The sequence below is a fragment of the Streptomyces abyssomicinicus genome, assembly GCF_008974245.1.
Taxonomy (GTDB): Bacteria; Actinomycetota; Actinomycetes; order Streptomycetales; family Streptomycetaceae; genus Streptomyces; species Streptomyces abyssomicinicus.
The window spans coordinates 473,007-495,677 of the sequence record NZ_BBZI01000005.1 but is presented as its reverse complement, the minus strand read 5'-3'; the positions used below and the strand labels follow the sequence as shown (position 1 = coordinate 495,677).

18 protein-coding genes are annotated in these 22,671 nt (G+C 74.4%); 8 read left to right on the top strand and 10 right to left on the bottom strand.

The window, feature by feature from the left end; all coding sequences use genetic code 11:
• Positions 1-41: 41 nt before the first annotated feature.
• Together GBN72_RS02035 and GBN72_RS02030 are read right to left on the bottom strand one after the other, a co-directional pair.
• Positions 42-752, bottom strand: coding sequence for a 3'-5' exonuclease (locus GBN72_RS02035; RefSeq protein WP_151769880.1), 711 nt, complete (start codon positions 750-752; stop codon positions 42-44).
• 127 nt (positions 753-879) lie between these two features.
• Entirely contained in the window at positions 880-2,115 is a 1,236-nt protein-coding gene (locus GBN72_RS02030) for a DUF5919 domain-containing protein (protein WP_151769879.1), read from the bottom strand.
• A 417-nt stretch (positions 2,116-2,532) separates the two neighbouring features.
• Between GBN72_RS02030 and glgX the strand changes: the two genes are divergently transcribed.
• Both glgX and treY read left to right on the top strand, forming a co-directional pair.
• Positions 2,533-4,668, top strand: a complete 2,136-nt coding sequence (gene glgX / locus GBN72_RS02025) for a glycogen debranching protein GlgX (RefSeq protein WP_151769878.1) — start codon at positions 2,533-2,535, stop codon at positions 4,666-4,668.
• 298 nt (positions 4,669-4,966) lie between these two features.
• On the top strand, positions 4,967-7,312 hold the full coding sequence (gene treY, locus GBN72_RS02020) for a malto-oligosyltrehalose synthase (protein ID WP_151769877.1): 2,346 nt from the start codon (positions 4,967-4,969) through the stop codon (positions 7,310-7,312).
• A gap of 54 nt (positions 7,313-7,366) precedes the next feature.
• Here the strand turns inward: treY and GBN72_RS02015 are convergent, their stop codons facing one another.
• Positions 7,367-7,870, bottom strand: a complete 504-nt coding sequence (locus GBN72_RS02015; RefSeq protein WP_151769876.1) for an SSI family serine proteinase inhibitor — start codon at positions 7,868-7,870, stop codon at positions 7,367-7,369.
• Between the two features lie 183 nt (positions 7,871-8,053).
• Between GBN72_RS02015 and treZ the strand changes: the two genes are divergently transcribed.
• Entirely contained in the window at positions 8,054-9,799 is a 1,746-nt protein-coding gene (treZ, locus tag GBN72_RS02010) for a malto-oligosyltrehalose trehalohydrolase (protein ID WP_151769875.1), read from the top strand.
• 138 nt (positions 9,800-9,937) lie between these two features.
• On the opposite strand, the gene GBN72_RS02005 is transcribed toward treZ, so the two are convergent.
• The 4 genes from GBN72_RS02005 to GBN72_RS01990 form a co-directional block, all read right to left on the bottom strand.
• The gene (locus GBN72_RS02005; protein WP_151769874.1) at positions 9,938-10,942 is read right to left on the bottom strand and encodes a phosphotransferase; all 1,005 of its coding nucleotides are present in this window, start codon (positions 10,940-10,942) and stop codon (positions 9,938-9,940) included.
• A gap of 69 nt (positions 10,943-11,011) precedes the next feature.
• Entirely contained in the window at positions 11,012-12,136 is a 1,125-nt protein-coding gene (locus tag GBN72_RS02000; protein ID WP_151769873.1) for a M24 family metallopeptidase, read from the bottom strand.
• A gap of 247 nt (positions 12,137-12,383) precedes the next feature.
• Entirely contained in the window at positions 12,384-14,621 is a 2,238-nt protein-coding gene (gene cyc2 / locus GBN72_RS01995) for a germacradienol/geosmin synthase Cyc2 (protein ID WP_246212204.1), read from the bottom strand.
• Between the two features lie 138 nt (positions 14,622-14,759).
• Entirely contained in the window at positions 14,760-15,554 is a 795-nt protein-coding gene (locus GBN72_RS01990) for an SAM-dependent methyltransferase (protein ID WP_151769872.1), read from the bottom strand.
• 285 nt (positions 15,555-15,839) lie between these two features.
• Between GBN72_RS01990 and GBN72_RS01985 the strand changes: the two genes are divergently transcribed.
• The 3 genes from GBN72_RS01985 to GBN72_RS01975 all read left to right on the top strand — a co-directional run bounded on the left by GBN72_RS01985 (position 15,840) and on the right by GBN72_RS01975 (position 18,902).
• Positions 15,840-16,922 carry a polyprenyl synthetase family protein gene (locus tag GBN72_RS01985; protein WP_246212203.1) on the top strand — a complete coding sequence of 361 codons (1,083 nt, stop codon included), beginning with the start codon at positions 15,840-15,842 and terminating at the stop codon, positions 16,920-16,922.
• Positions 16,923-16,942: 20 nt separating this feature from the next.
• A complete protein-coding gene (locus tag GBN72_RS01980) occupies positions 16,943-18,355 on the top strand; it encodes an FAD-dependent oxidoreductase (protein ID WP_151769871.1) in 1,413 nt (470 codons plus the stop codon).
• 154 nt (positions 18,356-18,509) lie between these two features.
• Complete coding sequence (locus GBN72_RS01975; RefSeq protein ID WP_151769870.1) at positions 18,510-18,902, top strand: VOC family protein; 393 nt, start codon at positions 18,510-18,512, stop codon at positions 18,900-18,902.
• On the opposite strand, the gene GBN72_RS01970 is transcribed toward GBN72_RS01975, so the two are convergent.
• Positions 18,887-19,477, bottom strand: a complete 591-nt coding sequence (locus tag GBN72_RS01970) for a DinB family protein (protein ID WP_164540314.1) — start codon at positions 19,475-19,477, stop codon at positions 18,887-18,889. The genes GBN72_RS01975 and GBN72_RS01970 overlap by 16 nt on opposite strands.
• A 115-nt stretch (positions 19,478-19,592) precedes the next feature.
• Between GBN72_RS01970 and GBN72_RS01965 the strand changes: the two genes are divergently transcribed.
• Positions 19,593-20,204, top strand: coding sequence for an RBBP9/YdeN family alpha/beta hydrolase (locus GBN72_RS01965; protein WP_151769869.1), 612 nt, complete (start codon positions 19,593-19,595; stop codon positions 20,202-20,204).
• A gap of 129 nt (positions 20,205-20,333) precedes the next feature.
• On the opposite strand, the gene GBN72_RS01960 is transcribed toward GBN72_RS01965, so the two are convergent.
• Positions 20,334-20,888, bottom strand: a complete 555-nt coding sequence (locus tag GBN72_RS01960; RefSeq protein ID WP_151769868.1) for a DinB family protein — start codon at positions 20,886-20,888, stop codon at positions 20,334-20,336.
• Positions 20,889-21,011: 123 nt separating this feature from the next.
• Here GBN72_RS01960 and GBN72_RS01955 point away from each other — a divergent pair, with 123 nt between their 5' ends.
• Positions 21,012-22,034, top strand: coding sequence for a helix-turn-helix transcriptional regulator (locus GBN72_RS01955; RefSeq protein ID WP_151769867.1), 1,023 nt, complete (start codon positions 21,012-21,014; stop codon positions 22,032-22,034).
• Here GBN72_RS01955 and GBN72_RS01950 read toward each other — a convergent pair.
• Positions 21,964-22,635: an acetoacetate decarboxylase family protein gene (locus GBN72_RS01950; protein ID WP_151769866.1), complete on the bottom strand. Its 672-nt coding sequence runs from the start codon at positions 22,633-22,635 to the stop codon at positions 21,964-21,966. The two genes, GBN72_RS01955 and GBN72_RS01950, sit on opposite strands and share 71 nt — an antisense overlap.
• Positions 22,636-22,671: the final 36 nt, after the last annotated feature.

Sequence of the window (22,671 nt, the reverse complement as noted above, 5' to 3'; positions counted from 1 at the left end):
CCGACGCCCGATCCCACGCCCGGCCCGCGGGCCGGACGTCGCTACGCCGCTTCCCGCAGCGGCCACGCCCCGTCGACCACCGCGTCCGCCTCCCCCTTGGAACGGAGGAAGTCCTGCAGCCCGGCCGCCCATTCGGCCCGCCATCCGATCTGGAGCCGGTGCAGCTCCGTTGCGCCCAGGTCGGCCACCTTGGCGTGGCGCTCGGCTATCGCGCGGGCCAGGCGGGCCGCGGCCAGGGCGTCGGCGGCCGCGTCGTGCGCGCCCTCCAGCGGGACGCCGTACTCGGCGCAGACCGCCTCCAGCGTGCGCTTGCCGCGGCGGTAGCGGTCGACGGCCCGGTCGACCGTGTACGGGTCGACGACCGGCGCCGGGTCCTGGCCGCCCAGCCGCTCGCGCAGTGAGGGCAGGCCGTGGCGGCGGAGTTCGGCGGAGAGCAGCGTGAGGTCGAAGGCCGCGTTGTAGACCACGACCGGTATGCCCGCCTGCCAGTAGGAGGTGAGCACGCCGGCCACCTCGTCGGCCACCCGGTCGGCGGGCAGGCCACAGGCCGTCACCCGCTCGTTGGTGATACCGTGCACGGCGACCGCCTCGGCGGGGATCTCCATACCCGGATCGGCGAGCCATTCCCGGCGCCCGGCGGCCTCGCCCTCCCTGACCTCGAGCACGGCGGCGGTGACGATGCGCGCCTCGTGCGGGTCGGTACCGGTGGTCTCCAGGTCGAAGCCGATCAGCGGTGCGTGGTGCCAGCCCATGGCGGCCCCCCTTCTCGTGGTGATGCGTCCCCCAGGTGTTTCTCACCTTCGCACGCGCCACTGACAACGCGCGGGCCGCACCGCCTCCCGTACCCGCGCATCACCGCCGGAACCGGGACATCCCGAATCAGGACACCGGCCGCGAATCCGCCCAGGCCACCTCGAACTCCTCGCGGTAGGTGGGGAACAGGGCACCCTCCTCGGGGGCGCCCGACCTGACCACCCGGCCGCCGTTGCGCAGCAGCATCACCGGGGCCTCCATGCCGCGGGTGCGCCGCAGGTAGGACTGGACGACCGCGATACCGTCGGCGCCGTCCCCGTCGACCAGGTAGGCCGTGAACCGCGGCGTCTCGTCGTAGACCTGGATCTCGAAGGCACCCGGATCGCGCAGCCTGGCCCGCACCCGCCGCATGTGCAGGATGTTCATCTCCACCGCCCGGCCCAGCTCGCCCCGCTTGATGCCGAGTTCGCGCTCGCGACGGCGGACGGCGCTGGAGGCGGGGTTGAGGAAGAGCAGCCGCACCCGGGTGCCGGACTCGGCGAGGCGGACCAGCCGCCGGCCGGAGAAGTTCTGCACCAGCAGGTTGAGGCCGATGCCGATGGCGTCCAGGCGGCGCGCCCCGCCGAAGATGTCCTCGGCGGGGAAGTGGCGCAGCATCCGCACCCGGTCGGGGTGCACGGCGACCACGTCGGCGTACCGGTCGCCGACCAGGTCCTCGACCGCGTCGACGGGCAGCCGGCGGGCGGAGGGCACGTCGCCGCCGGAGCCGAGCATGTCGAGCAGCCGCGCGGAGGCGCGTTCGGCCTGGGCGAGGACGGCCTCGGAGAGCGCGCGGTTGCGGGTGACGACGTTGCGGGCGACCTCGAGCTCGTCCAGCGCCAGTTCGAGTTCGCGGCGGTCGTCGAAGTAGGGCTCGAAGCAGGGCCAGTGCTGGACGGTCAACTCGCGTAGCTGCGGGAGCGTCAGGAAGCTGAGCACGTTGTCGTCGGCCGGGTCGAGGAGGTAGCCCTTGCGGCGGCTGACCTCGCGGACGGCGACGGCGCGCTGCACCCACTCCTGCCCGGCGGGGCCGGCGGCGGCGACCACCCAGTCGTCGCCGTGCACCGGCTCGTAGACGGGGCGCAGCACGGCGGCCACCACGGCCCGCATCCGCTGTTCGACCAGATTCAGCCAGATGTAGGCGCGGCCGGCCCGCTGGGCGCGGGTGCGCACCTCGCTCCAGGCGTCGGTGCCCCATTCCAGCTCCGGTCCGATGGCGGCCTCCATCGGCCGGGCGAGTGACACCGCGCCGGGCGGGGCGTCTGCGGAGTCCGCCTCGCGACCGTTGTCGCCAGGGGGCAACTCCAGGCCTCCCGAGCCCACCCGTGCACCGCCTTCCGCTCCCCTGGAGCCGTCCTCTTCAATGATCAAGAAAGATTACTCCGGGTTGGCGGGCGGTGCAGCCGGATGCACAGGCTCCTTCCCCAACTACCGCATCCTGCACGCCTGTTCCAGCAGTGCCAGGGAGACGGAGTGAGTCTTTTCATACTGCATCGGCGGTGGTCGGGGGCCTGCCGGCGGCCGTACGGGCGGACCGGAGGCCAGAATGGCCGGTTCCGCTTCTTTCGCGGCGGTACGGCGTCCTTCATCATTCGCGTCGCCTTTCCGGGTGAGGTTTCGGGGAAGGACGTTGACCCGGGGTACCGAATCCGCACCGACGGCGCGTGCTTCGTCTTCTTTCGGGAAGAATCGCCACGAAGAGGTGCCGTAGATCCGCATCCACCTGGGAGAGTCGAATCCATGCAGGTCTGGCCCGGAGAGGCGTATCCACTGGGTGCCACGTACGACGGCGCCGGCACCAATTTCGCGGTCTTCACGGAGGCCGCCGAGCGCGTCGAGCTGTGTCTGCTCCACGACGACGGCTCGGAGACGGCCGTCGAGCTGCGCGAGAGCGACGCGTTCGTCCGCCACGCGTACCTGCCGGGGGTGATGCCCGGTCAGCGTTACGGCTTCCGGGTGCACGGCCCCTACGCACCCGAGCGCGGGCTGCGGACGAACGCGGCGAAGCTGCTGCTGGACCCGTACGCCAAGGCGGTCTCCGGCTCGGTCCGCTGGGGCGAGGAGGTGTACGGGTACCGGTTCGGGGCGCCGGACAGCCGCAACGACATGGACTCGGCCCCGCACACGATGACGTCGGTGGTGGTGAACCCGTACTTCGACTGGGGCGACGACCGGCCGCCGCGCACCCCGTACCACGAGACGGTGATCTACGAGGCCCACGTGAAGGGCCTGACGATGACCCATCCGGCGCTCCCGGAGGAACTGCGCGGCACCTACGCGGCGCTGGCCCATCCGGCGATCCTGGAGCACCTGACGGACCTGGGCGTGACCGCGCTGGAGCTGATGCCGGTCCACCAGTTCGTGAACGACCACCGGCTGGTGGACCTGGGGCTGAGCAACTACTGGGGCTACAACACCATCGGCTTCTTCGCCCCGCACAACGCCTACGCCTCCTGGGGCGACCGCGGGCAGCAGGTCCTGGAGTTCAAGTCCGCGGTGCGGGCGCTGCACGGGGCGGGGATCGAGGTCGTCCTCGACGTGGTCTACAACCACACCGCGGAAGGCAACCACCTGGGCCCCACGTTGTCGTTCCGCGGCCTGGACAACCCCTCGTACTACCGGCTGACGGACGACCCGCGCTACTACATGGACACCACGGGCACCGGCAACAGCCTGCTGATGCGGTCTCCGCACGTCCTGCAAATGATCATGGACTCGCTGCGGTACTGGGTCACCGAGATGCACGTCGACGGCTTCCGCTTCGACCTGGCCGCCACCCTGGCCCGGCAGTTCCACGAGGTGGACCGGCTGTCCTCCTTCTTCGACCTGGTCCAGCAGGACCCGGTGGTCTCCCAGGTGAAGCTGATCGCCGAGCCCTGGGACGTCGGCGAGGGCGGCTACCAGGTGGGCAACTTCCCGCCGCTGTGGACCGAGTGGAACGGCAAGTACCGCGACACCGTGCGCGACCTGTGGCGGGGCGAGCCGCGCACCCTGGCCGAGTTCGCGTCCCGGCTGACCGGGTCCTCCGACCTGTACCAGGACGACGGCCGCCGCCCCCTCGCCTCGGTCAACTTCGTGACCTGCCACGACGGTTTCACCCTGCGCGACCTGGTGTCCTACAACGGCAAGCACAACGAGGCCAACGGCGAGGACAACCGCGACGGCGAGAGCCACAACCGCTCCTGGAACTGCGGCGCCGAGGGCGACACCGACGACCCCCGGGTGCGCGCGCTGCGCGGGCGTCAGATCCGCAACTTCATCGCCACCCTGATGCTCTCCCAGGGCGTGCCGATGATCAGTCACGGCGACGAGTTCGCCCGCACCCAGCACGGCAACAACAACGCCTACTGCCAGGACGGCGAACTGGCCTGGGTGCCCTGGCCGTCCGGGGGCGGCGACGAGGACTTCGACGAGGAGACCCTGCGGATCCGCGAGTTCACCCGCTCGATGGTGTGGCTGCGCCGCGACCACCCGGTGTTCCGCCGCCGCCGCTTCTTCCACGGCCGCCCGGTCGAGGGCACCCACGACGAGCTCTCCGACATCGCCTGGTTCACCCCGGAGGGCGCCGAGATGACCCGGGAGGACTGGGAGTCCGCGCCGGCCAGCGCGCTGACCGTGTTCCTCAACGGCAACGCCATCTCCGAACCGGGGCCGCGCGGCGAGCGGGTCACCGACGACTCGTTCCTGCTGCTCTTCAACGCCTCGCCGCAGCCCATCGAGTTCACCCTGCCCGACGACCACGGGCAGCAGTGGCAGGTGGTCGTCGACACGGCCCTCGCGGAGGGCGTGCCGGAGGGCGGCGGGGTCAAGCTGCGCGCCGGCGAGCGGCTGACCCTCACCGACCGCGCCCTGACCGTGCTCCGGCGGCCCGCCTGACGCCCTGCCCGCCCCGCCCGTCCGCGGGCGCCCCGCCGCCGGGACGGCTCCCACGTGGAGCCTCCCGGCCGCACCGTTGCTCCCGGCCGCCCGCCCCGTTGCTCCCGCCCGGCCGCACCGTTGCTCCCGCCCGGCCGCCCCGTTCCTCCCGCCCGGCCGCCCGGTGCTTCCCTCCCGCGGGCCCGGTTCCTGCTTCACGCCCGCCCCGTTCACCCCTCCCGTCACACGTCTCGTCCCTCCCGTCACACGTCCGGCGGAAGACGGCGACCCCCGGCGCATCCCGGGGTACATCCCCTCCATGGACTCCCGCGCGCCCACCTCGACCTACCGGCTGCAACTGCAGCCCGGTTTCCCCTTCGCGGCGGCCGAGGCCGCCGTACCCCACCTCGCCGCCCTCGGCGTCTCGCACCTCCATCTCTCGCCGGTCCTGGAGGCCGTCCCCGGCTCCACCCACGGCTACGACGTGACCGACCCGGCCCGGGTACGGGAGGAACTGGGCGGGGAGGAGGGCCTGCGCTCCCTCTCCCGCGCCGCCCGCGCCCAAGGGCTGGGGCTGGTCGTCGACATCGTGCCGAACCACATGGCGATGGTCCCCCGGCACAACCGCCCGCTGTGGGAGGTCCTGCGCAAGGGCCCCGGCTCCCCCTACGCCTCCTGGTTCGACATCGACTGGGAGGCCGGCGGCGGCCGGACGCTGCTGCCGGTGCTCGGCGGCCCGCTCGGCGCCGAGCTCCCGCACCTGCGGGTCGACGGGGAGGTACTGCGCTACCACGACCACGCCTTCCCGCTCCGCGCCGGCACCGAAGGGCTGCCGCTGCCCGAACTGCTGGACGCCCAGTGGTACCGCCTCGGCTGGTGGCGGCTGGCCCGCACCGAACTCGGCTACCGGCGCTTCTTCACCGTCTCCGAACTGATCGGTGTCCGGGTGGAGGACCCGGAGGTCTTCGACGCCACCCACGGCAAGATCCTGGAGCTGCTCGAGGAGGGCGTGGTCGACGGGCTGCGCGTCGACCACCCCGACGGCCTTGCCGACCCCGGGGCCTACCTGCGACGGCTGGAGAAGGCGACCGGCGGCCGCTGGACCGTGGTGGAGAAGATCCTCGCCGAGGACGAGCGCCTCCCGGAGAGCTGGCCGGTGGCCGGCACCACCGGCTACGACGCACTGCGCCGCCTGGACGCGGTCCTCACCGACCCGGCGGGCGCCCGCGGCATGCTGGACCGCTTCCGGCGGTTCGCCGCACCGCCCGACGACCTCGGCGGCGACTGGGAGGCCACCCGGCGCCGCTGCGCCGAGCGGGTGGTCGACCACGAACTCGTCGCGGAGACCGGCCGGCTGACCCGGGCGGCCGCGGCCGCCTGCGCCGCCTCCCCCGATCCCGCGCTGCGCGACCGCGCGCCGTGGGCGCTGCGCACCGCGCTGCGGGAGCTGCTGGTGCGGATGGAGGTCTACCGCCCCTACACCCCGCGGGACGCGGCGGCGCGGCTCACCGAGGAGGCCGCCGCCGAGGCCCGCGCGGCGTTCACGGTGCCCGAGGAGGCCGAGGCGGTCGACGTGGTCCGCGGCCTGCTCTGCGGCCGTCACGGCGAATGGCCCGAACAGGTCGAGCTGTGCACCCGGTTCGCTCAGACCTCGTCGGCGCTGCGCGCCAAGTCGGTGGAGGACAGCGCCTTCTACCGCCACGTGCCGCTGCTGTCGGCCAACGAGGTCGGCGGCTCCCCCGGCCGGCCCGCGCTGGAGCCGGAGGAGTTCCACGCCTGGTGCGCGCGCACCCAGCGGGAGCGGCCGCTCACCGGCACGGTGCTCTCCACCCACGACACCAAGCGCAGCGCCGACGTGCGGGCGGCGATCGCGGTGCTGTCCCAGTGCCCGGACCGCTGGGCGGAGACGGTCGACGAGGCGGCCGCGGCGAGCACCGCCGGCGGCGGTCCGGACCGGCAGCTGGAGTGGGCGGGCTGGCAGACGCTGTTCGGTCTCGGCGACCCCTCCGCGGAACGGCTGACCGGCGCGCTGCTCAAGCACGCGCGCGAGAGCGGCCTGCACACCACCTGGACCGAGCAGGACGCCCGCTACGAGGAGACGGTGACCACCTTCGTCACCACGGCGCTGTGCGCGGCGCCCGGCGAACGGGTGACCGCGCTGCGGCAGTCGCTCGAACCGCACGTCCGGGCCAACGTGCTGGCCGCGGCGCTGCTCCACCTGACCATGCCCGGGGTTCCGGACGTCTACCAGGGCAGCGAGGGCGAGTACCGGGCGCTGGTCGACCCCGACAACCGTCCCCCCGCCGTACTGCCCCACCCCGGTCCGGGGGCGAAGGGCGTGCTCACCGCGGCCGCGCTCACCCTGCGCCGCCGCCGGCCCGGACTCTTCGGCGCCGACGCCTCCTACCGCCCGGTGGCCGCCGAGGGTCCGGCGGCCGGGCACTGCCTGGCCTTCACCCGCTCCGGCCGGGTGCTGACCGCCGTCACCCGGCTGTCGCTGCGCCTGGAGGAGGCCGGCGGCTGGGGCGACACCGTGCTGCCGCTGCCGCCCGGCCGCTGGACCGACGTGTGCGCGCCGGGACGCGAGTTCGAGGGGCCCACGCGGGTCGCCGACCTCCTGGGCGCGCTTCCGGTGGCCCTGCTGGAGCGGGTGGGCGAGGACTGACCGGGCGGCACGGGCGGGGCGCCGCCGACGGCCGCGCCCCGCCGCGCCGGGCGGTCACTCCGGGGCGGGCACCTGTGCCGGGGCGGGCGCCGGGGTGGTGCCGGCCAGGGTGAAGACGTCACCCGTTCGGGCGGTCATCACGCACGCGTTGGGAAAGGTCTCCGTGTACTGCACCGGCCGGCCGCCCCATTCGCCGCGGGCGCGGGCCGTGACCGGCGCGTACCGCATGGGGCAGACGGCGTCCGCGCGCGCCGGGATGGCCGTGGGGTCGCCGCCCGCCCGGGCCAGCTCCGCGCAGGCGCGGTCGGTCTCGCGGTGACCGGCGGCCTGCGGCGGGTCGCAGAGCAGCAGCGTGCCCCTGGCCTCGGCGGGGGCCGCGGAGCGGGCCTCCCCGTCGGTCACGGACACGTAGACCCAGTTGCCCTGGTACGGCTCGGGCGGAGCGGCCTGGGCGGGGGCGACGGCCGGCGCCGACAGCAGCAGCGCGGCGGCCGCCGTCAGCAGGGCGCCGCGCACCGGGAGGCCCCGGACTGCCGGGGCGCAGGGGATCGGTCTCATAGCCGATGCATCGGCATCCACCCGGTTCTGCCACACCAAAGCCACCTGATCGGAGTACGGAATGAGGTGTCGCTCAGGCGGGAAAGGTCGTGATGCCCAGCGCGATGATCCCTTGGTGACGCAGGATGGTCCCGCTGCATCCAGGGCATCCGGGCCCATCGCTGGAACGAGAGGGAGCCGTTCGTGGAGTTCGAGGTGTGGGCGCCGCAGGCCGGTCGGGTGACGCTCCATTGCGACGGGGGCGAGTTCCCGATGGAGGCCGACCCGCTGCGCCGCGGTTGGTGGACGGGGCAGGCCGCCGCGCGGGAGGGTTCGCGGTACGGGTTCGCCCTGGACGGCGGGCCGGTGCTGCCGGACCCCCGCTCCCGGCGGCAGCCCGACGGCCCGGACGGGTTGAGCGCCGTCGTCGACCACGGGCTGTACCGGTGGCGCGTGGACTGGCCGGGCCGTCCGCTGCCCGGGGCGGTCCTCTACGAGCTGCACGTGGGGACGTTCACCCGGGAGGGCACGCTGGACGCGGCCGCGGCGCGGCTGGAGCACCTCGCGGAGCTGGGCGTCACCCATGTGGAGCTGATGCCGCTGTGCCCCTTCCCGGGGCGGCACGGCTGGGGGTACGAGGGCGTCTCCCTGTGGGCGGTGCACGAGCCGTACGGCGGTCCGGAGGCGCTCATGCGGTTCGTGGACCGGGCGCACGAGCTGGGGCTGGGCGTCGTGCTCGACGTGGTCCACAACCACCTCGGGCCGTCCGGCAACCACCTCCCCGCGTTCGGCCCTTACTTCACCGACACCCACCAGACCCCGTGGGGCGCGGCGGTGAACCTGGACGCGCCCGGCTCCGACGAGGTCCGCGAGTTCCTGGTCGACAGCGCTCTGAGCTGGCTGCGGGACTACCGGCTGGACGGACTGCGGCTGGACGCGGTGCACGCGCTGCGGGACACGCGGGCCTACCACTTCCTGGAGGAGCTCTCCACGGCGGTGGACCGGCTGGCGGTCGGTCTGGGGCGGCCGCTGTTCCTGATCGCCGAGTCCGACCTGAACGACCCTCGTCTGGTCGCTCCCCGCGAGACGGGCGGTCCGGGGCTGCACGCGCAGTGGAACGACGACTTCCACCACGCGCTGCACACCGCGCTGACCGGCGAGTCGCAGGGCTACTACGCGGACTTCGCCCGTGACCCGTTCGCCGCGACGGCCAAGACGCTGACCGCCGGGTTCTTCCACGACGGCACGTACTCGAGCTTCCGCGGCCGGCGGCACGGGCGGCCGCTGGACCGCGCCCGGTTCGCCGCGCACCGGCTGCTGGGCTACTCGCAGACCCACGACCAGGTCGGCAACCGGGCGCAGGGCGACCGGCTGTCGGCCACCCTCTCCCCCGGCCTGCTGGCCTGCGCGGCCACCCTCACGCTGACCGCGCCGTTCACGCCGATGCTCTTCATGGGCGAGGAGTGGGGCGCCTCCACGCCCTGGCAGTTCTTCACCGACCACACCGATCCTGAGCTGGCGGAGGCGGTCCGGCAGGGGCGGCGGCGGGAGTTCGCGGCGCACGGCTGGGCGGAGGAGGACGTGCCGGATCCGCAGGATCCGGCGACCCGGGAGCGGTCCTGCCTGGACTGGACGGAGCCCTCGAAGGAGCCGCACGCGCGGTTGCTCGCCTGGTACCGGATGCTGATCGCGCTCCGCCACGAGCAGGGGGACCTCAAGGACCCGGACCTCTCGGACGTGCGGATCGCGTACGACGCGCAGGCGCGCTGGTTCGCGTTCCGGCGCGGGGACCTGCGCATCGTCGTCAACCTGGGTCAGGCGCCGGCCGACGTCCCCCTCGGCACCCGTCCCGTCGACGTCCTGGCGTCCTGGTCCCCCCTGGAGGCCCCCGACGCCGACGGCGTCCTGCGCCTGCCCGCCGAGTCCTGCGCGGTCCTCCTCCAGTCCTGACCCGGCCGGCCGCCCGCGGCACCCTGCGGGCGGCCGGCCCGCCGAGAAAAAGCCGCCACCCGAGAGGCGGCCAGGAACCCGAGGAAAGGGCCGGGGCCCGAGGAAGGTGCCGGGGCCCGAGGAAGGGGGCCCGGTGGGTCAGTAGGACTCGTCGCGGAGGTCGGAGACGCGTTCCAAGAGGATCGGCTCCCACGCCTGCGTGAGCTCCGTCCGCAGCAAGGTGTGCCGCTCCGACTCCGCCGCCCCGAACCGCCGGAGCAGCGCCGCGAGGCGGAGGATGGCGTCGCACCGCGCCAGCCACAGCCCCCGCAGGCAGGGCCGCGGCCCGTACCCGGCGAGCGTCGCCGCACGGACGGCGGCCGGGGAGCCGATGGCCCGGGCGAGCCCCGCGATGTCCTCGGCGGGGTCTCCCAGCACCGCGTCGGTCCAGTCGAGCACCCCCCGCACCCGGCCGTCCTCGCTGATCACCAGGTGCTCGGCGCTGAGCGCCCGGTGCACGAGGACCGCCGTCCCCGGCCGGACCTCCAGCTGGGCCGCCCCGGCCTCGCTCAGCGGCCGCAGCCACGCCGCGTCGATCTCGTCGGCGGCGACGAGTTCCTGGGCCGCCCGCCGGGCGCTCTGCCGCAGCGTCTCCAGCGACCGCGGCGCCGCCACGGGCACACCGGCCGTCTCCGCCTGCCGCAGCGGCACCGCGTGCAGGCCGGTGAGCAGACCGGCGAGGTCCGCCTCACCCAGCGCGGTCACCTTGTGCCGGGCCCCGGCGCCGCCCGGGATCCGGGTGTCCAGCGTGTAGACGAGCCCGGGGCTCCACTCCCCGTGCCCGCGGCTGACCGGCACCGGCACGCCCACGTGCGGCCTGACCAGGTCGCGCAGCCGCAGCTCGCGCAGGCGGCGCGCCGACTGCTCGCGGTCGTGGGCGAGCCGCAGCACGTGCCGGTCACCGACCCACCACGTGCTGTGGGCGCGCTCCGGCTCGGGGGTCTTCTCGTCCACCACGGGCCGGACGTCCGGCTCACCCGGGGGCCCGTCCCCGGACGCGGAGCCCGAGCCGGACCCGGACCCGGACTCGGACTCGGACGGAAGGAGGGTGCGGACCAGCTCGCGCAGCTCGTCGGTGGAAGGCGGTTTCGGTGCCTGATTCATGGTGGTGGTGCCGTTTTGTTCGTGCCGGAGGGGGTTCGGGATGCGGTCGACCGATCCGTGTCGCACGGGTCAGCCGACCGTCACGATCTCACGAGGCGCGTCGTTGAGGCGCCGTCCCCCGCCCTCGGTCACCGTCACGATGTCCTCGATGCGGACGCCGAAGCGCCCGGGGAGGTAGATGCCGGGCTCGACGGAGAAGCACATCCCCGGCACCAGCGGCTGCAGCTCTCCCTCGACCATGTAGGGCGGTTCGTGGGTGGTGACGCCGATGCCGTGGCCGGTGCGGTGGATGAAGCGCTCGCCGTACCCGGCCTCGGTGATCACCTCGCGGGCGGCCCGGTCGACGTCCTGGCAGGTGGCGCCGGGCCGGACGGCGCGGAACCCGGCCTCCTGGGCCTCGCGCACGATGTCGTGGACGCGGCGCTCCTCGTCGGTCGGCTCGCCGACGTGGACGGTGCGGGAGATGTCGGAGCCGTAGCCGTGCATCAGGCCGCCGAAGTCGAGGACGACCATGTCGCCCTCCTCGATGACCCGCTGCCCGGCCTCGTGGTGCGGGTCGGCGCCGTTCGGGCCGGAGCCGACGACGGTGAAGTCGACCTGTTCGTGGCCGAAACCGCGCAGCAGGCCGGCGAGGTCCGCGGCGACCTCTTCCTCGCGGCGGCCCGCGAACCGGACCGTGCGGATCCCGGCGAACGCGGCGTCCGCGGCGGCCCCGGCGGCGGCCATGCGCTCCAGCTCGACGGCGTCCTTGACGGCGCGCAGCATCGGCAGCCCTTCGCCGAGGGCGACGTAGGAGCCGGCGGGGAGGGCGCGGTCCAGGCCGAGGAGGTGGAGGGCCCAGGTGTTGTCGCTCACACCGAACCGGCCGCCGCCGTCGAGACCCCGGGCGGCGACGGCGTAGGGGTCCGTGCCGTCGGTCCAGTCCCGCAGGGCCAGGGCGGGGGCGCCGGCCGCCCTGGCGGCGTCGGCGGCCTCCAGCGCGGGCACGACCAGGACCGGGTCCCGGCCGGGGACCAGGACGAGCAGGGTGAGGCGTTCGGTGTCGGCGGGCGGGGTGTAGCCGCTGAGCCAGACCATGTCGGGGCCGGGCGCGATCAGCAGGCCCGCCAGTCCCGCGGCGGCGGCCTCCCGGGTGGCGCGTTCCATCCGCGCCCGGTGGTCCTCGGCACTGAAGGGTTCGAAGGGGCCGGACATCCGGGGGGCCTCCCTGGCCGTGACGGGCACCGTGCGGACGCGGTGCGGGACGGGCACCGGACGTGTGCCCGGATCTCCAGTGTCCCGCATCGGTCTCCGCCGCGACGCCGCATTCGCGGGCACCGCCCGCGGCCCGCCGCCCCGCCCGCGGCCAGTGGGAGGCGGGCCCCCTGTGTCCGCGCGCCGCGGCGCGCGGACACAGGGGGCGTACCGGTGCGGGCACGCCCCGGCCGGGCGGCCGGGCGGTTCAGCGGGCGGTCAGGAACTGCGGCCCGACGGGGCGGCCGAGCGGGTCCCTGGCACCGATGGACGCCGTGCCGGACGGCTGAACGGCCGGCGGGGCGGGCGGCGCGCCGGGCAGGAACCGGTGGGCGCGGCGGGAGAGCCAGGCGTCCTTGTAGCGGTCGACCTCGCGGTGCCAGTTGAGGATGCCGGCCATCCAGTTCCGCAGGTCGGCCACGTAGCCGTCAACGGCCTCGCGGGCCTCCGCGCCCAGCCCGAGGTCCTCGCGCAGGGCGGGCAGCTCATGGGCGACGACGTGCTGGAACTGCTCCATCCGCCGGGCCGCCAGGTCCTGCACGACCCGGAGGGCGTCGGGGTAGTCGCAGCCGAAGAAGTTCTGCACCACCAGCACGGCGTTGTGGATCTCGCCCTCGAACTCGATCTCCTTCTGGTACGAGAAGATGTCGTTGACCAGGCACGCGTAGTCGACGGCCGCGTTCTCCAGGGACCTGACCGGTCCGCTGCGGTAGACCTCGGGCGGCACGGCGGGGCCGTGGCCGAGGCGGCACAGGCTCATGGTGAGGTCGGCGCCGAAGGTGGCGCGCCGCATCTCCAGGTAGTCGACCGGGTCGGGGACGCGGTGCTGGAGCTGGTTGACGAGCTCCCAGACCCAGCTCTCGGTCATGTCGTCGACGGCCTTGCGCAGCGTCCCCCGCTGGTCGGGGGTCATCGCCTCGGTGGTGCGGGTCCACAGGTCGGCGAGGCCGCGTTCCATGGCGTTGGCGGGCGGCGGGGCCGTGCCGCCGTCGAGGGGCATGCAGGCGGACAGGCGCGCGGTGGTGAGCCGGGCGGCGGCCAGGTCGCGGCGGTGGCCGAAGACCAGCGGGTAGTAGTCGTCGCCGTAGGTGCCCCAGGCCAGCCAGGCGGAGGCCAGGTCGAGGGAGTCGGCGGTGCCCGCGGGGTGGATGCCCGCGGCGCACAGCGGCAGGTCGTAGGCGCGCAGCTTGTCCTCGTCCCACACCCCCTCGGCGAAGATCCCCATCTCCTGCGACCAGTCGCGCAGGCGGCCGCGGGCCCCGTGCAGGTGCGGGCTGAGGGTGAGCGTGAAGGGCATCGGCAGGTCGGGGATGCGGGCGGGCCCGACCCGCTGGAAGGGCACGTGGGTGTGGTTGCGCAGCCGCTGCGCCCCGGCGCCGGCGAGCAGGGCGCGCACGTCGGCGGCGGAGGCTCCCGCCCCGGTCGGGCCGCGCAGCGGGTCGGTGCGGGCGGCGACGGCGCCCTCGTTCATGTACCTGCTGGAGCGCAGGTGCCATTCGTGGCCGCCGGACTGCCAGTCCTGGAGTCCGCGCGCGTAGGCGGCGACGGCGGCGAGCTCGTCCGGGGCGAGGCCGGCCTCCAGGGCGAGGGCGGGGATCTCGGTGAGGGCGGTGTGCTCGAACTGGTGGAGGCGGGAGGTGAGGACGTCGTTGACGATCTCGGCGGCCTGCTGGGTGGCGCAGCCGAAGAAGTTCTCCAGGACCAGGACGCCGTTGCTGAGTTCGCCCTCCTCCTCGACCTCCCGCTGGTAGGAGAACAGGTCGTTGCGCAGGTGGACGCCGTCGGAGAAGGTCTCCATCAGCACCCTCAGCGGGCGGGACTCCGCGACGCGGTGCGGGACCTCGGCGGTGGCGTACTCGACCAGGCCGGCCGACCAGGGGGCGCCGCCGACCTTGCGGCGCATCTCGATGTACTCCACCGGATTGGCGATCCGGCCCTCACCGATGTTGGAGAGCTCCCACAGGGACTCGTTCAGCAGGTGTTCGGTGGCGAGGGCGAAGCGGCGGCGCCAGTGTCCGGACATGGCGGGGACGGTGCGGGCCCACAGGTCGGCGAGTCCGGCCTCCACCGGGTTCTCCGGGGCGGGCACGGGGGTGTCCGGGTCGGAGGGCATGAAGAGCGGAAGCCGCTCCAGGTGGGCCCGGCCCCCGGCCCGGTCCAGGCCGCGCTTGAACATCTCCAGGAAGTGGTCGTCGAAGAAGAAGACCCAGACGTACCAGTCGGTGATCAGTGAGAGGGCGGGACCGTCGCAGTCGGGGTGCGTGTAGGCGCACAGCAGACCGTAGTCGTGCGCGTCGAGGTCGGACTGCTCCCAGACGCCGGAGCCCTCCAGCATCCCCATCTCCCGCGCCCAGCGGGTGGAGTGGGCACGGGCCTCGTCGAGGTGCGGGTTCAACCGGGCGGGATACGGCATGTAGAACTGCGGGAGTCGGAACGGCTGCGTCATGGCCGGGTCCTGCCCCGGCCCCCTTCCGGCCATCCGCCGTCCGCCCCGGCTCCACACCTTCGCGTGAAACCGGGGCGAACGGGAACTCCCGCGCCTGCGGATGCTGTTCGGCAGCCGCCGGGCGGTCACGGACCCGCGCTACCGGACCTTGCGGCCGACGCCGCCGTGCTGCCCGACCGGGGTGGTGTCGGCGCCCTCCTCCGGGTGCCAGAGCGGCACGGGGACCACACCGGGCTCGACCATCTCCATGCCCTCGAAGTACGCCTCGATCTCCTCGACGGGGCGCAGGAAGTACGGGACGGCGCCGGTCTCGTTGTAGCCGTCCTGGGCGCGCTCGTACTCGGGGTCCACGCCCCGGGAGCCGTCGTTGACGCACAGGTAGCTGCCCGTGGGCAGCCCCGCCATCAGCCGCCGCACCAGGTCCAGGGCGGTGTCGTGGTCGCGGACGTGGCCCAGGGTGCCGCTGAGGATGAGGGCGGTGGGCCGGGTGAGGTCGAGGGTCTCGGCGGCGGCCTCGACGATGGCCTCCGGCCGGTGGAGGTCGGCGTCGAGGTAGGCGGTGGCGCCCTCGGGGGTGGAGGTGAGCAGCGCGCGGGCGTGGGTGAGGACCAGCGGGTCGTTGTCGACGTAGACGATCCGCGCGTCGGGGGCGTGCCGCTGGGCGACCTCGTGGGTGTTGTCGCTGGTGGGCAGGCCGGTGCCGACGTCGAGGAACTGCCGTATCCCGCACTCCAGCACCAGGTGGCGGATGCTGCGGCCGAGGAAGGCGCGGCTGGAGCGGGCGATGGTGGTGATGCCGGGGAAGACGGCGGTGTAGGCGTCGCCGGCCTCCTCGTCGACCGGGTAGTTGTCCTTGCCCCCCAGCCAGTAGTTCCAGATGCGGGCCGAGTGCGGGACCGAGGTGTCGATGGGGCGGGGTGACTGGGTGGTCATGTGTGCTCTCCTCCGGCCATGGGGGCAGCGTGGTGATTCCTGATGTCACTGATGTCACTGATGTCACTGATGTCACTGGCGTCGGAACTACCTGTCATGCAGAACTTAGACACCAACATCAACATCCTGCACACGAGTTGGCCGAATACTCCCCCCGGCCGGTCGTCGGCGGTCGGACGGCGTCGGCAATCGGTCGTCCTGGCCGAAACTTGCTCTGGCTTCCCCCCGATCAAGGGTGTTCGAATCAAACTCCACTCCAGACCCAGGGCCTGACGGGGGAAACGCGTGCCTTCCCTGACCTACCAGGAGCTTCACGCCCGCCACACGGACGCCATCCGTGCCGAGGTCGCGGCGGCGCTCGAACTGGCCGGGCCGCCGGGCGACCTGCTGCGGGCCTCCTGCGAGGAGTTGCTGCGCCGGCAGACGATGCGGTACCCGCTGTCGGTGCTGCCCCTCGCGGTGCACGGCGCCGAGACCGGCGACCCGGAGCCGGCGCTTCCGCTGGCGGTGGTGCACCTGCTGTGGTGGACGGCCGCCTGCCGCCTCGACGACCTCGCGGACGCCGAAGCCGCCGCCTCCTGCCCCGCAAGCGCCGCCGCATCCCCCGCATCCCCCGTGTCCCCCGCCTCCGCCGCCCGGCAGGACGGCACCGGGGCGTGCGCGGTCACCGGGCCGGGTGCCCCGGGGCACGAGACGGTGCTGACCACCCTGGCCGCCGGCTCCCTGCTGCCGCTGCGTCTGCTGGACTCCCCGCGCCTCCCCGGCCCCGTACGCCCGGCCCTCACCGCCGAGTTCACCTCCGGCGGCCTCGCGGCGGTGGCCGGTCAGCTGGCCGACCTGCGCGGTGGCGCGAACGGCTCGCCGCGCCGCGAGGCGGTGCTGACCGCCTACCGCGGCAAGTCCGGCGCCCCCTTCGCCATGATCACCACGATGGCCGCGCTGCTCGCCGGGGCGGAGCCGGACCGCGTCCGCCGGTGGCGGGAGCTCGGCACCCTCCTCGGCATCCTCTGGCAGCTCTTCAACGACCAGGAGGACATCGTCACCGGCCGCCACGAGGACCTGCGCAACGGCACCGTCACCCACCTCCTGGCCTGCGCAGCCGAGCGGTCCTCCCCCGAGGAGGCCGCCCGGCTGCGCCTCCTGCGCGCGGCGGCCCGCACCTCGCCGGAGGCCCGCGGGGAACTCCTGGAGCTGCTGCTCACCGGCCCGGCGCTGGAGGACTTCGCCCAGGACCTGGAGACGTACCGCCGTCTCGCGCACGCCCTCCTCGACCGCCTGCCCGGACGGGAGCCCTACGCCTCCTGCCTCCACGACCTGGTCGGCCAGGCGTCCCGTCTCTTCCTCCGCACGCCGGCCCCGGTCGTCTGACCCCTCGGGAAAGAGTCGTCATGTCCCGCCGCACCGCAGTCGTCGTGGGCGGCAGCATCACCGGGATGCTCGCCGCCGCCGTCCTGTCCGAGTACGCCGACGTCACCGTCGTGGAACGCGATCACCTCCCCGACGGCCCGGCGCCACGCCGGGGCCTGCCGCAGGCGCGGCACGCGCACGTGCTGTGGTCCGGCGGCGTCAAGGCGATGGAGTCGCTGCTGCCCGGCCTCACGCAGGCGCTGACGGCCCGGGGCGCGTGGCGCGCCGACATCATGACGGACCTCGTCTCCAAGGCCCCCTCGGGCCAGTGGTTCCGGCGCTTCACCCACTCCCGGCACACCAATGTGGTGTGCAGCCGGGACCTGCTGGACTCCGTGGTCCGCGACCGGGTGCTGCGGATCCCCCGGGTGACCGTGCGGCCGGGCACCGAGGCGGTCGGACTGGCGGGAGGGCCCGGCCTGGTCACCGGCGTCGACGTCGTCGCGGGCGAGGGCGGCGCGCGGGAGCGGATCGCCGCGGACCTGGTGGTGGACGCGAGCGGCCGCGCGGGCCGGGCGCCCGTCTGGCTGGCCGAACTGGGCCTGCCGCCGGTCCCGGAGCGCACGGTGGACGCCGGCATCGGTTACGCCAGCCGCCTCTACCGCGCCCCGGCCGGGGCCGTCGGGCGGTTCCCCGTCGTCAACGTCCAGGCCGATCCGCACGCCCAGGTGGGGCGGGGCGGCATCCTCAACCCGGTCGAGGGCGGGCGCTGGCTGGTCACCCTGGCCGGCAGCCGCGACGGCCGTCCGACGGCCGACGCGGACGCGTTCGTGCCGTTCGCCCGCTCCCTGCCCCATCCGGTCATCGGCGAACTGCTGGAGCGCGCCGAGCCGTTGGGGCCGGTGGTCACCACCCGTAGCACCGCCAACCGGCGGCGCTACTACGAACGCGCCGAGCGTCTGCCCGCGGGCTTCGCGATCCTCGGCGACGCGATCGCGGGCTACAACCCGGTCTACGGGCACGGTCTGAGCGCCGCCGCGCAGAGCGTCGTGGCGCTGCGCGAGGTGCTGCGCCGGCACGACCTGGCCGACCCGCTGACGGCGCGCCGCGTCCAGCGGGCCGCGGCCCGTCCGGTCGAGAACGCGTGGAACCTGGCGGTCGGGCAGGACGTCTTCTACCCGGGCGCCGCGGACCGGCCGCCGACCGGGGCGGAACGCCTGCTGGCCCGGTACGTGGACCGGGCCGTCGACGCGGGGGCCCGCAGTCCGCGCGCGCTGCGGATCCTGCTGGACGTGATGAGCATGGAACGCCCCGCGGCCAGGCTGATGCGGCCGGACATGCTGTACCTGCTGCTCCTCGGCCGCAAGAAGCCCCTGCTGGACGGCCCGCCCCTCACCGAGGCGGAGCTGCGGGCCGCGGGAGTGCCGGTACCGGCGGGCAGGCCGTCCGTCTAGACTGCCGCCCATGACTGCCGGGTCGGCCACGGGCCACGCACGAGTGAGGCGCCCGGCCACGGCATGACTCCGGCGCGGGCCCGCGGCCCGCCCGACGGTTCCGGATCCACGAACCCCGATCCTTCCGGAACCGCACCCAGGAGACCTTTTCCTCATGTCCGTCACCACAGTCCGGCTCGACCACGTCGCCGTCCTCGCCGAGGACCGTGAGCTGTCCGCGGAATTCCTCGCCGCCGTCCTGGGGCTCCGGGTCGGAGCGCCCTTCGGCCCGTTCCTCCCGGTCGATCTCGGCAACGGCGTCACCCTCGACTTCTACGAGCAGCGCGACGAGCCGGTCCAGGGCCAGCACTACGCCTTCCTGGTCCCCGACGAGGAGTTCGACGCGATGCTGTCCCGGCTGGAGACGCTCGGCGTCACCTACTTCGCCGACCCGCGCCACACCGAACCGGGCCGGTTCAACCGGCTCTTCGGCGGACGCGGCGCGTACTTCGCCGATCCGAACGGCCACAACATGGAGATCATGACCCGTCCCTACGCCCGCCCCTGAGCCGGCCGAGGTCCGGCTCTCCCACCGGCCCGGTGGAGGTCGCGCAGCAGCGCGACCTCCGCCCCGTGGTGGATCATCTCGCGGTTGATGTGGAGGACGAGCGAGGCCATCGGGTACTCGGCGAACGCGTGCTCCGCCGGGCCGCTGCGCCGGGCGAGCCCTTCCCCGCCGAGCCTGCGCACCCCCGCCGTCCAGGCCGCGTACGCCTCGTCGAGCTGGGCGAGGGCCTCGTCGGCCGTACCCGCCCAGGAAAAGGTCGTGTGGTCGACGGCCGGGCCGCCGAAGTGCGCGGCGACCCGCATGCCCAGGACGCCGACCACCATGTGGCCCAGCCGCCAGGCGATCGTGGTCACCGGTGGCGGGTCGGGCTCGGGGAAGGCGTAGTCGATGGTGAAGGCGCCGCCGCCGGCCGCGATCGGGGCCGCGCTCCGGCCGCGAGGACGCACGCTCCAGCAGTCCGGCACCGGCTCCCAGAAGTACTCCTCGTCGGTCAGGCCGGTCATCCGCGGCCTCATCTGGTCGCGCCAGTGCCGATCGAGCTGCTCGACCAGCTCGTTGTTCCAGTCGATGGCCATCCGTCCACGGTAGGGCGGGGAGCCGCCGGGGTGCGCAAGCCGCTCCGCCCCGGCGCGTTGTTCGCCTCCCGAGACGGTGTGGACGCCTCCGGCGACGACGGCCGATCATGGGGCGATGAGCGACGACAGCACGCCCGAGCAGGGCTTTCTCATCCTGCACGGCTGGCAGAACCGCCGGCCCGCCGACCACTGGCAGCACTGGCTGGCCGACCGGCTGACCGAGCTGGGGCACGAGGTGGTCTACCCGCAGCTGCCCGACCCGGACGAGCCGCGGCTGGACGTCTGGCTGACGGAGTACGGCAGGCACCTGGCCACGCTGCGCGCCCGGCACCGCACCGTCCTGTGCCACAGCCTGGCCTGCCCCACCTGGCTGCACGCCGTCGCCCGCGGGCAGGTCACCACGCCGGTCGACCGTGTCCTGCTGATCGCCCCGCCGGGTCCCGCCTTCCTGGGCGACCACCCGGAGATCACCCCGTTCACGGCCCCGCCGGTCACCGCGGCCGAGCTGGGCGCCGCGGCCCGCGGTACCCGCGTCGTCTGCGGGGACGACGACCCGTACTGCGTGGAGGGCGCGGAGAACGCCTACGCCGGCCCGCTGGGCGTGCCCGCGGACGTCCTGCCCGGTACCGCCCACCTGAACCCCACGTCCGGCTACGGGCCGTGGTCCGCGCTCCTCGACTGGTGCCTGGCCCCCACCGGTGACCGCCCCGTCGGGGCGGCCCGGTGAGGACGGCGACGGCTCGCTGAGGACGGCGGACGACACTCGGCGGACGACGCGGCGAGAGCCGAGGAGGCGAGGAGGCGAGAAGGCGGGGCGGCCACGGCGGAGGCGAGGGCGACGCGGATCTGGGCCGGTTCAGCCCATGGTCTTCGCCCCGTCCAGGCTCTCCCGGATGATGTCCGCATGGCCCGAGTGCTGGGCGGTCTCCGCGATGATGTGGAGCAGGGTCCGCCGCGCCGACCAGCTGCCGCCCTCCTCGAACCAGGGCGCCTTCGGCAGCGGGTGGCTCGCGTCCAGGTCGGGAAGGGTGGCGACCAGGTCGTCGGTGCGGGCCGCCACGTCCGCGTAGGCGTCGAGCACACCGGCCAGCGTCTCGTCGGGGAGCAGCTGGAACTCCGCGGCGCGCTCCGCCCAGTCGTCCTCCGTCATGGCGGTGAAGTCGCCCATCGACGACGGCCCCTCCAGGATGAAGTCCGCCCAGCCCTTCTCCACGCCCGTGACGTGCTTGATCAGCCCGCCCAGGCACAGCTCGCTCGCCGTGGTCCGCAGGCGCGCCTGGTCGTCGGTGAGACCGCGCGTGGTGGTGCGCAGGAACTCCCGGTGCCGCCGCAGCATCTCCCGCAGGTCGGCCCGCTCGCCGGTCAGGGTTCCGGTGGTGCCGCCGGTCGTGATCATCTCGTTGACGCTCATCTCGGTCTCCGCCTTCGCTTCGGTCTGCCACGGGGGACGTGACGCCCCTCGCCCTCGGACTTGTCCCACGGTATGAGGCATTGCGGCCACTTCCTGTCCGCAACTGCACCGACACTGGTGGACATGGCGAACACCAGCTCACGCACCCTGCGGCTGCTCTCCCTGCTGCAGACGCACCGCTACTGGCCGGGGACCGAGCTCGCCGGCCGGCTCGGCGTCTCCACCCGCACCCTGCGCCGGGACGTCGAGCGGCTGCGCGAACTCGGCTATCCCGTGGAGGCCCAGCGCGGGGTGGACGGCGGGTACCAGCTGGCGGCCGGGGCGGCGCTGCCGCCCCTGGTCATCGACGACGAGGAGGCGGTGGCCCTGGTGGTGGGCCTCCAGACGGCGGCGCAGCACGCGGTGGACGGGATGGCGGAGTCCTCGGTACGGGCGCTGGCGAAGGTGGTGCGGGTGATGCCGGCCCGGCTGCGCCGCCGGGTGGAGGCACTGCGCGCCGTGACGGTGCCGGCCGTCTGGGGCGGCGGCGAGAGCGCCGGCGTGGATCCGGCGGCGCTGACGGCGGTGGCGATGGCCTGCCGGGACGAGGAGCGGCTCCGGTTCGCCTACCGGGCGGCCGACGGCGCCCGGAGCGCACGGCACGCGGAGCCGCACCGGCTGGTGCCGCTGGGGCGGCGCTGGTACCTGGTCGCCTACGACCTGGACCGGGCCGGCTGGCGCAGCTTCCGGCTGGACCGGCTGAGTGCGCCGGAGGGGACCGGTGACCGGTTCCGCCCCCGGGAGCTGCCGGCCGCCGACGCCGCGGCCTTCGTGCGGGCCGGGCTGGAGAACCTGCCCCGCCCGCACCGGGTGGAGGCGCTGGTCGACGCCCCGCCGGACACCGTCCGGCGGCACATCGGGCGCTGGGCCCGGGTGGAGGAGTCGGCGGCGGAGTCGGCGGAGGGCCGCTGCCGGGTGCACATGACGACGGACGACCTGGACTGGGCGATGGCCGCTCTGGGCATGACGGGCGCGGAGTTCCAGGTCGTCGGCCCTCCGGAACTGGTGGACCTGGTCCGGGAGTGGGGCGGCCGGTTCAGCCGCGCCGGTCGAGCCGGTCGCGCGGGGACCGGAAGCCCACCCGGAAGCGGAAGTCCTCCAGCGTGAACGACAGCACCGGGCGGCCCCGGCCGAGGAAGTCCAGCGCCCCGGCCGGGTCGGGGCGGAAGGACGCCCTGGTCAGGGCCGGCCTGCCCGTCAGGTGGGCGGGGACGGCCAGCACCTGTCCGTCGACCTCCTGGAACAGGCGGGTGCGGATCGGCAGCCGGCCGGGCAGCGGCCGTCCCGGGCGGAAGGCGGCGCGCACCTCGCCGGTCCTGGCGGCGCGGAGCCGGAAGTGCTCCGTTCCGGCGGCCCCTCCCCCGGGTTCCAGGGCGAACTCCCCGAGTTCCTTGGGGATGCCCCACAGGGTCCGCCCGCCAGCCCTGGACCGCTCGCTGTCGACCCAGACCGCCACCGCGGTGCAGCCGGTGCGCCGGCCCCGCCGGACGGCGAGCGCCACCAGCAACTCCCGGTAGGACAGCGTCCCTTCGGGCGAGTAGTCGACGCAGAAGGTCAGCAGCGGGCACCGCCCGCCGACGACGAGCGGGCGCACCCCCTCGGGCAGCGGCCACCGCGGCAGGCGGCCGGGGCGGGCCTTCCACAGACCGACGTGCATCCGGCCGCGCAGATCCCACGGCTCGGGCGGAAAGGGCTCTGCTCCACTCATGCCCCCATGGTGCCCCCGCGCCCCGGCGGCGGCGGA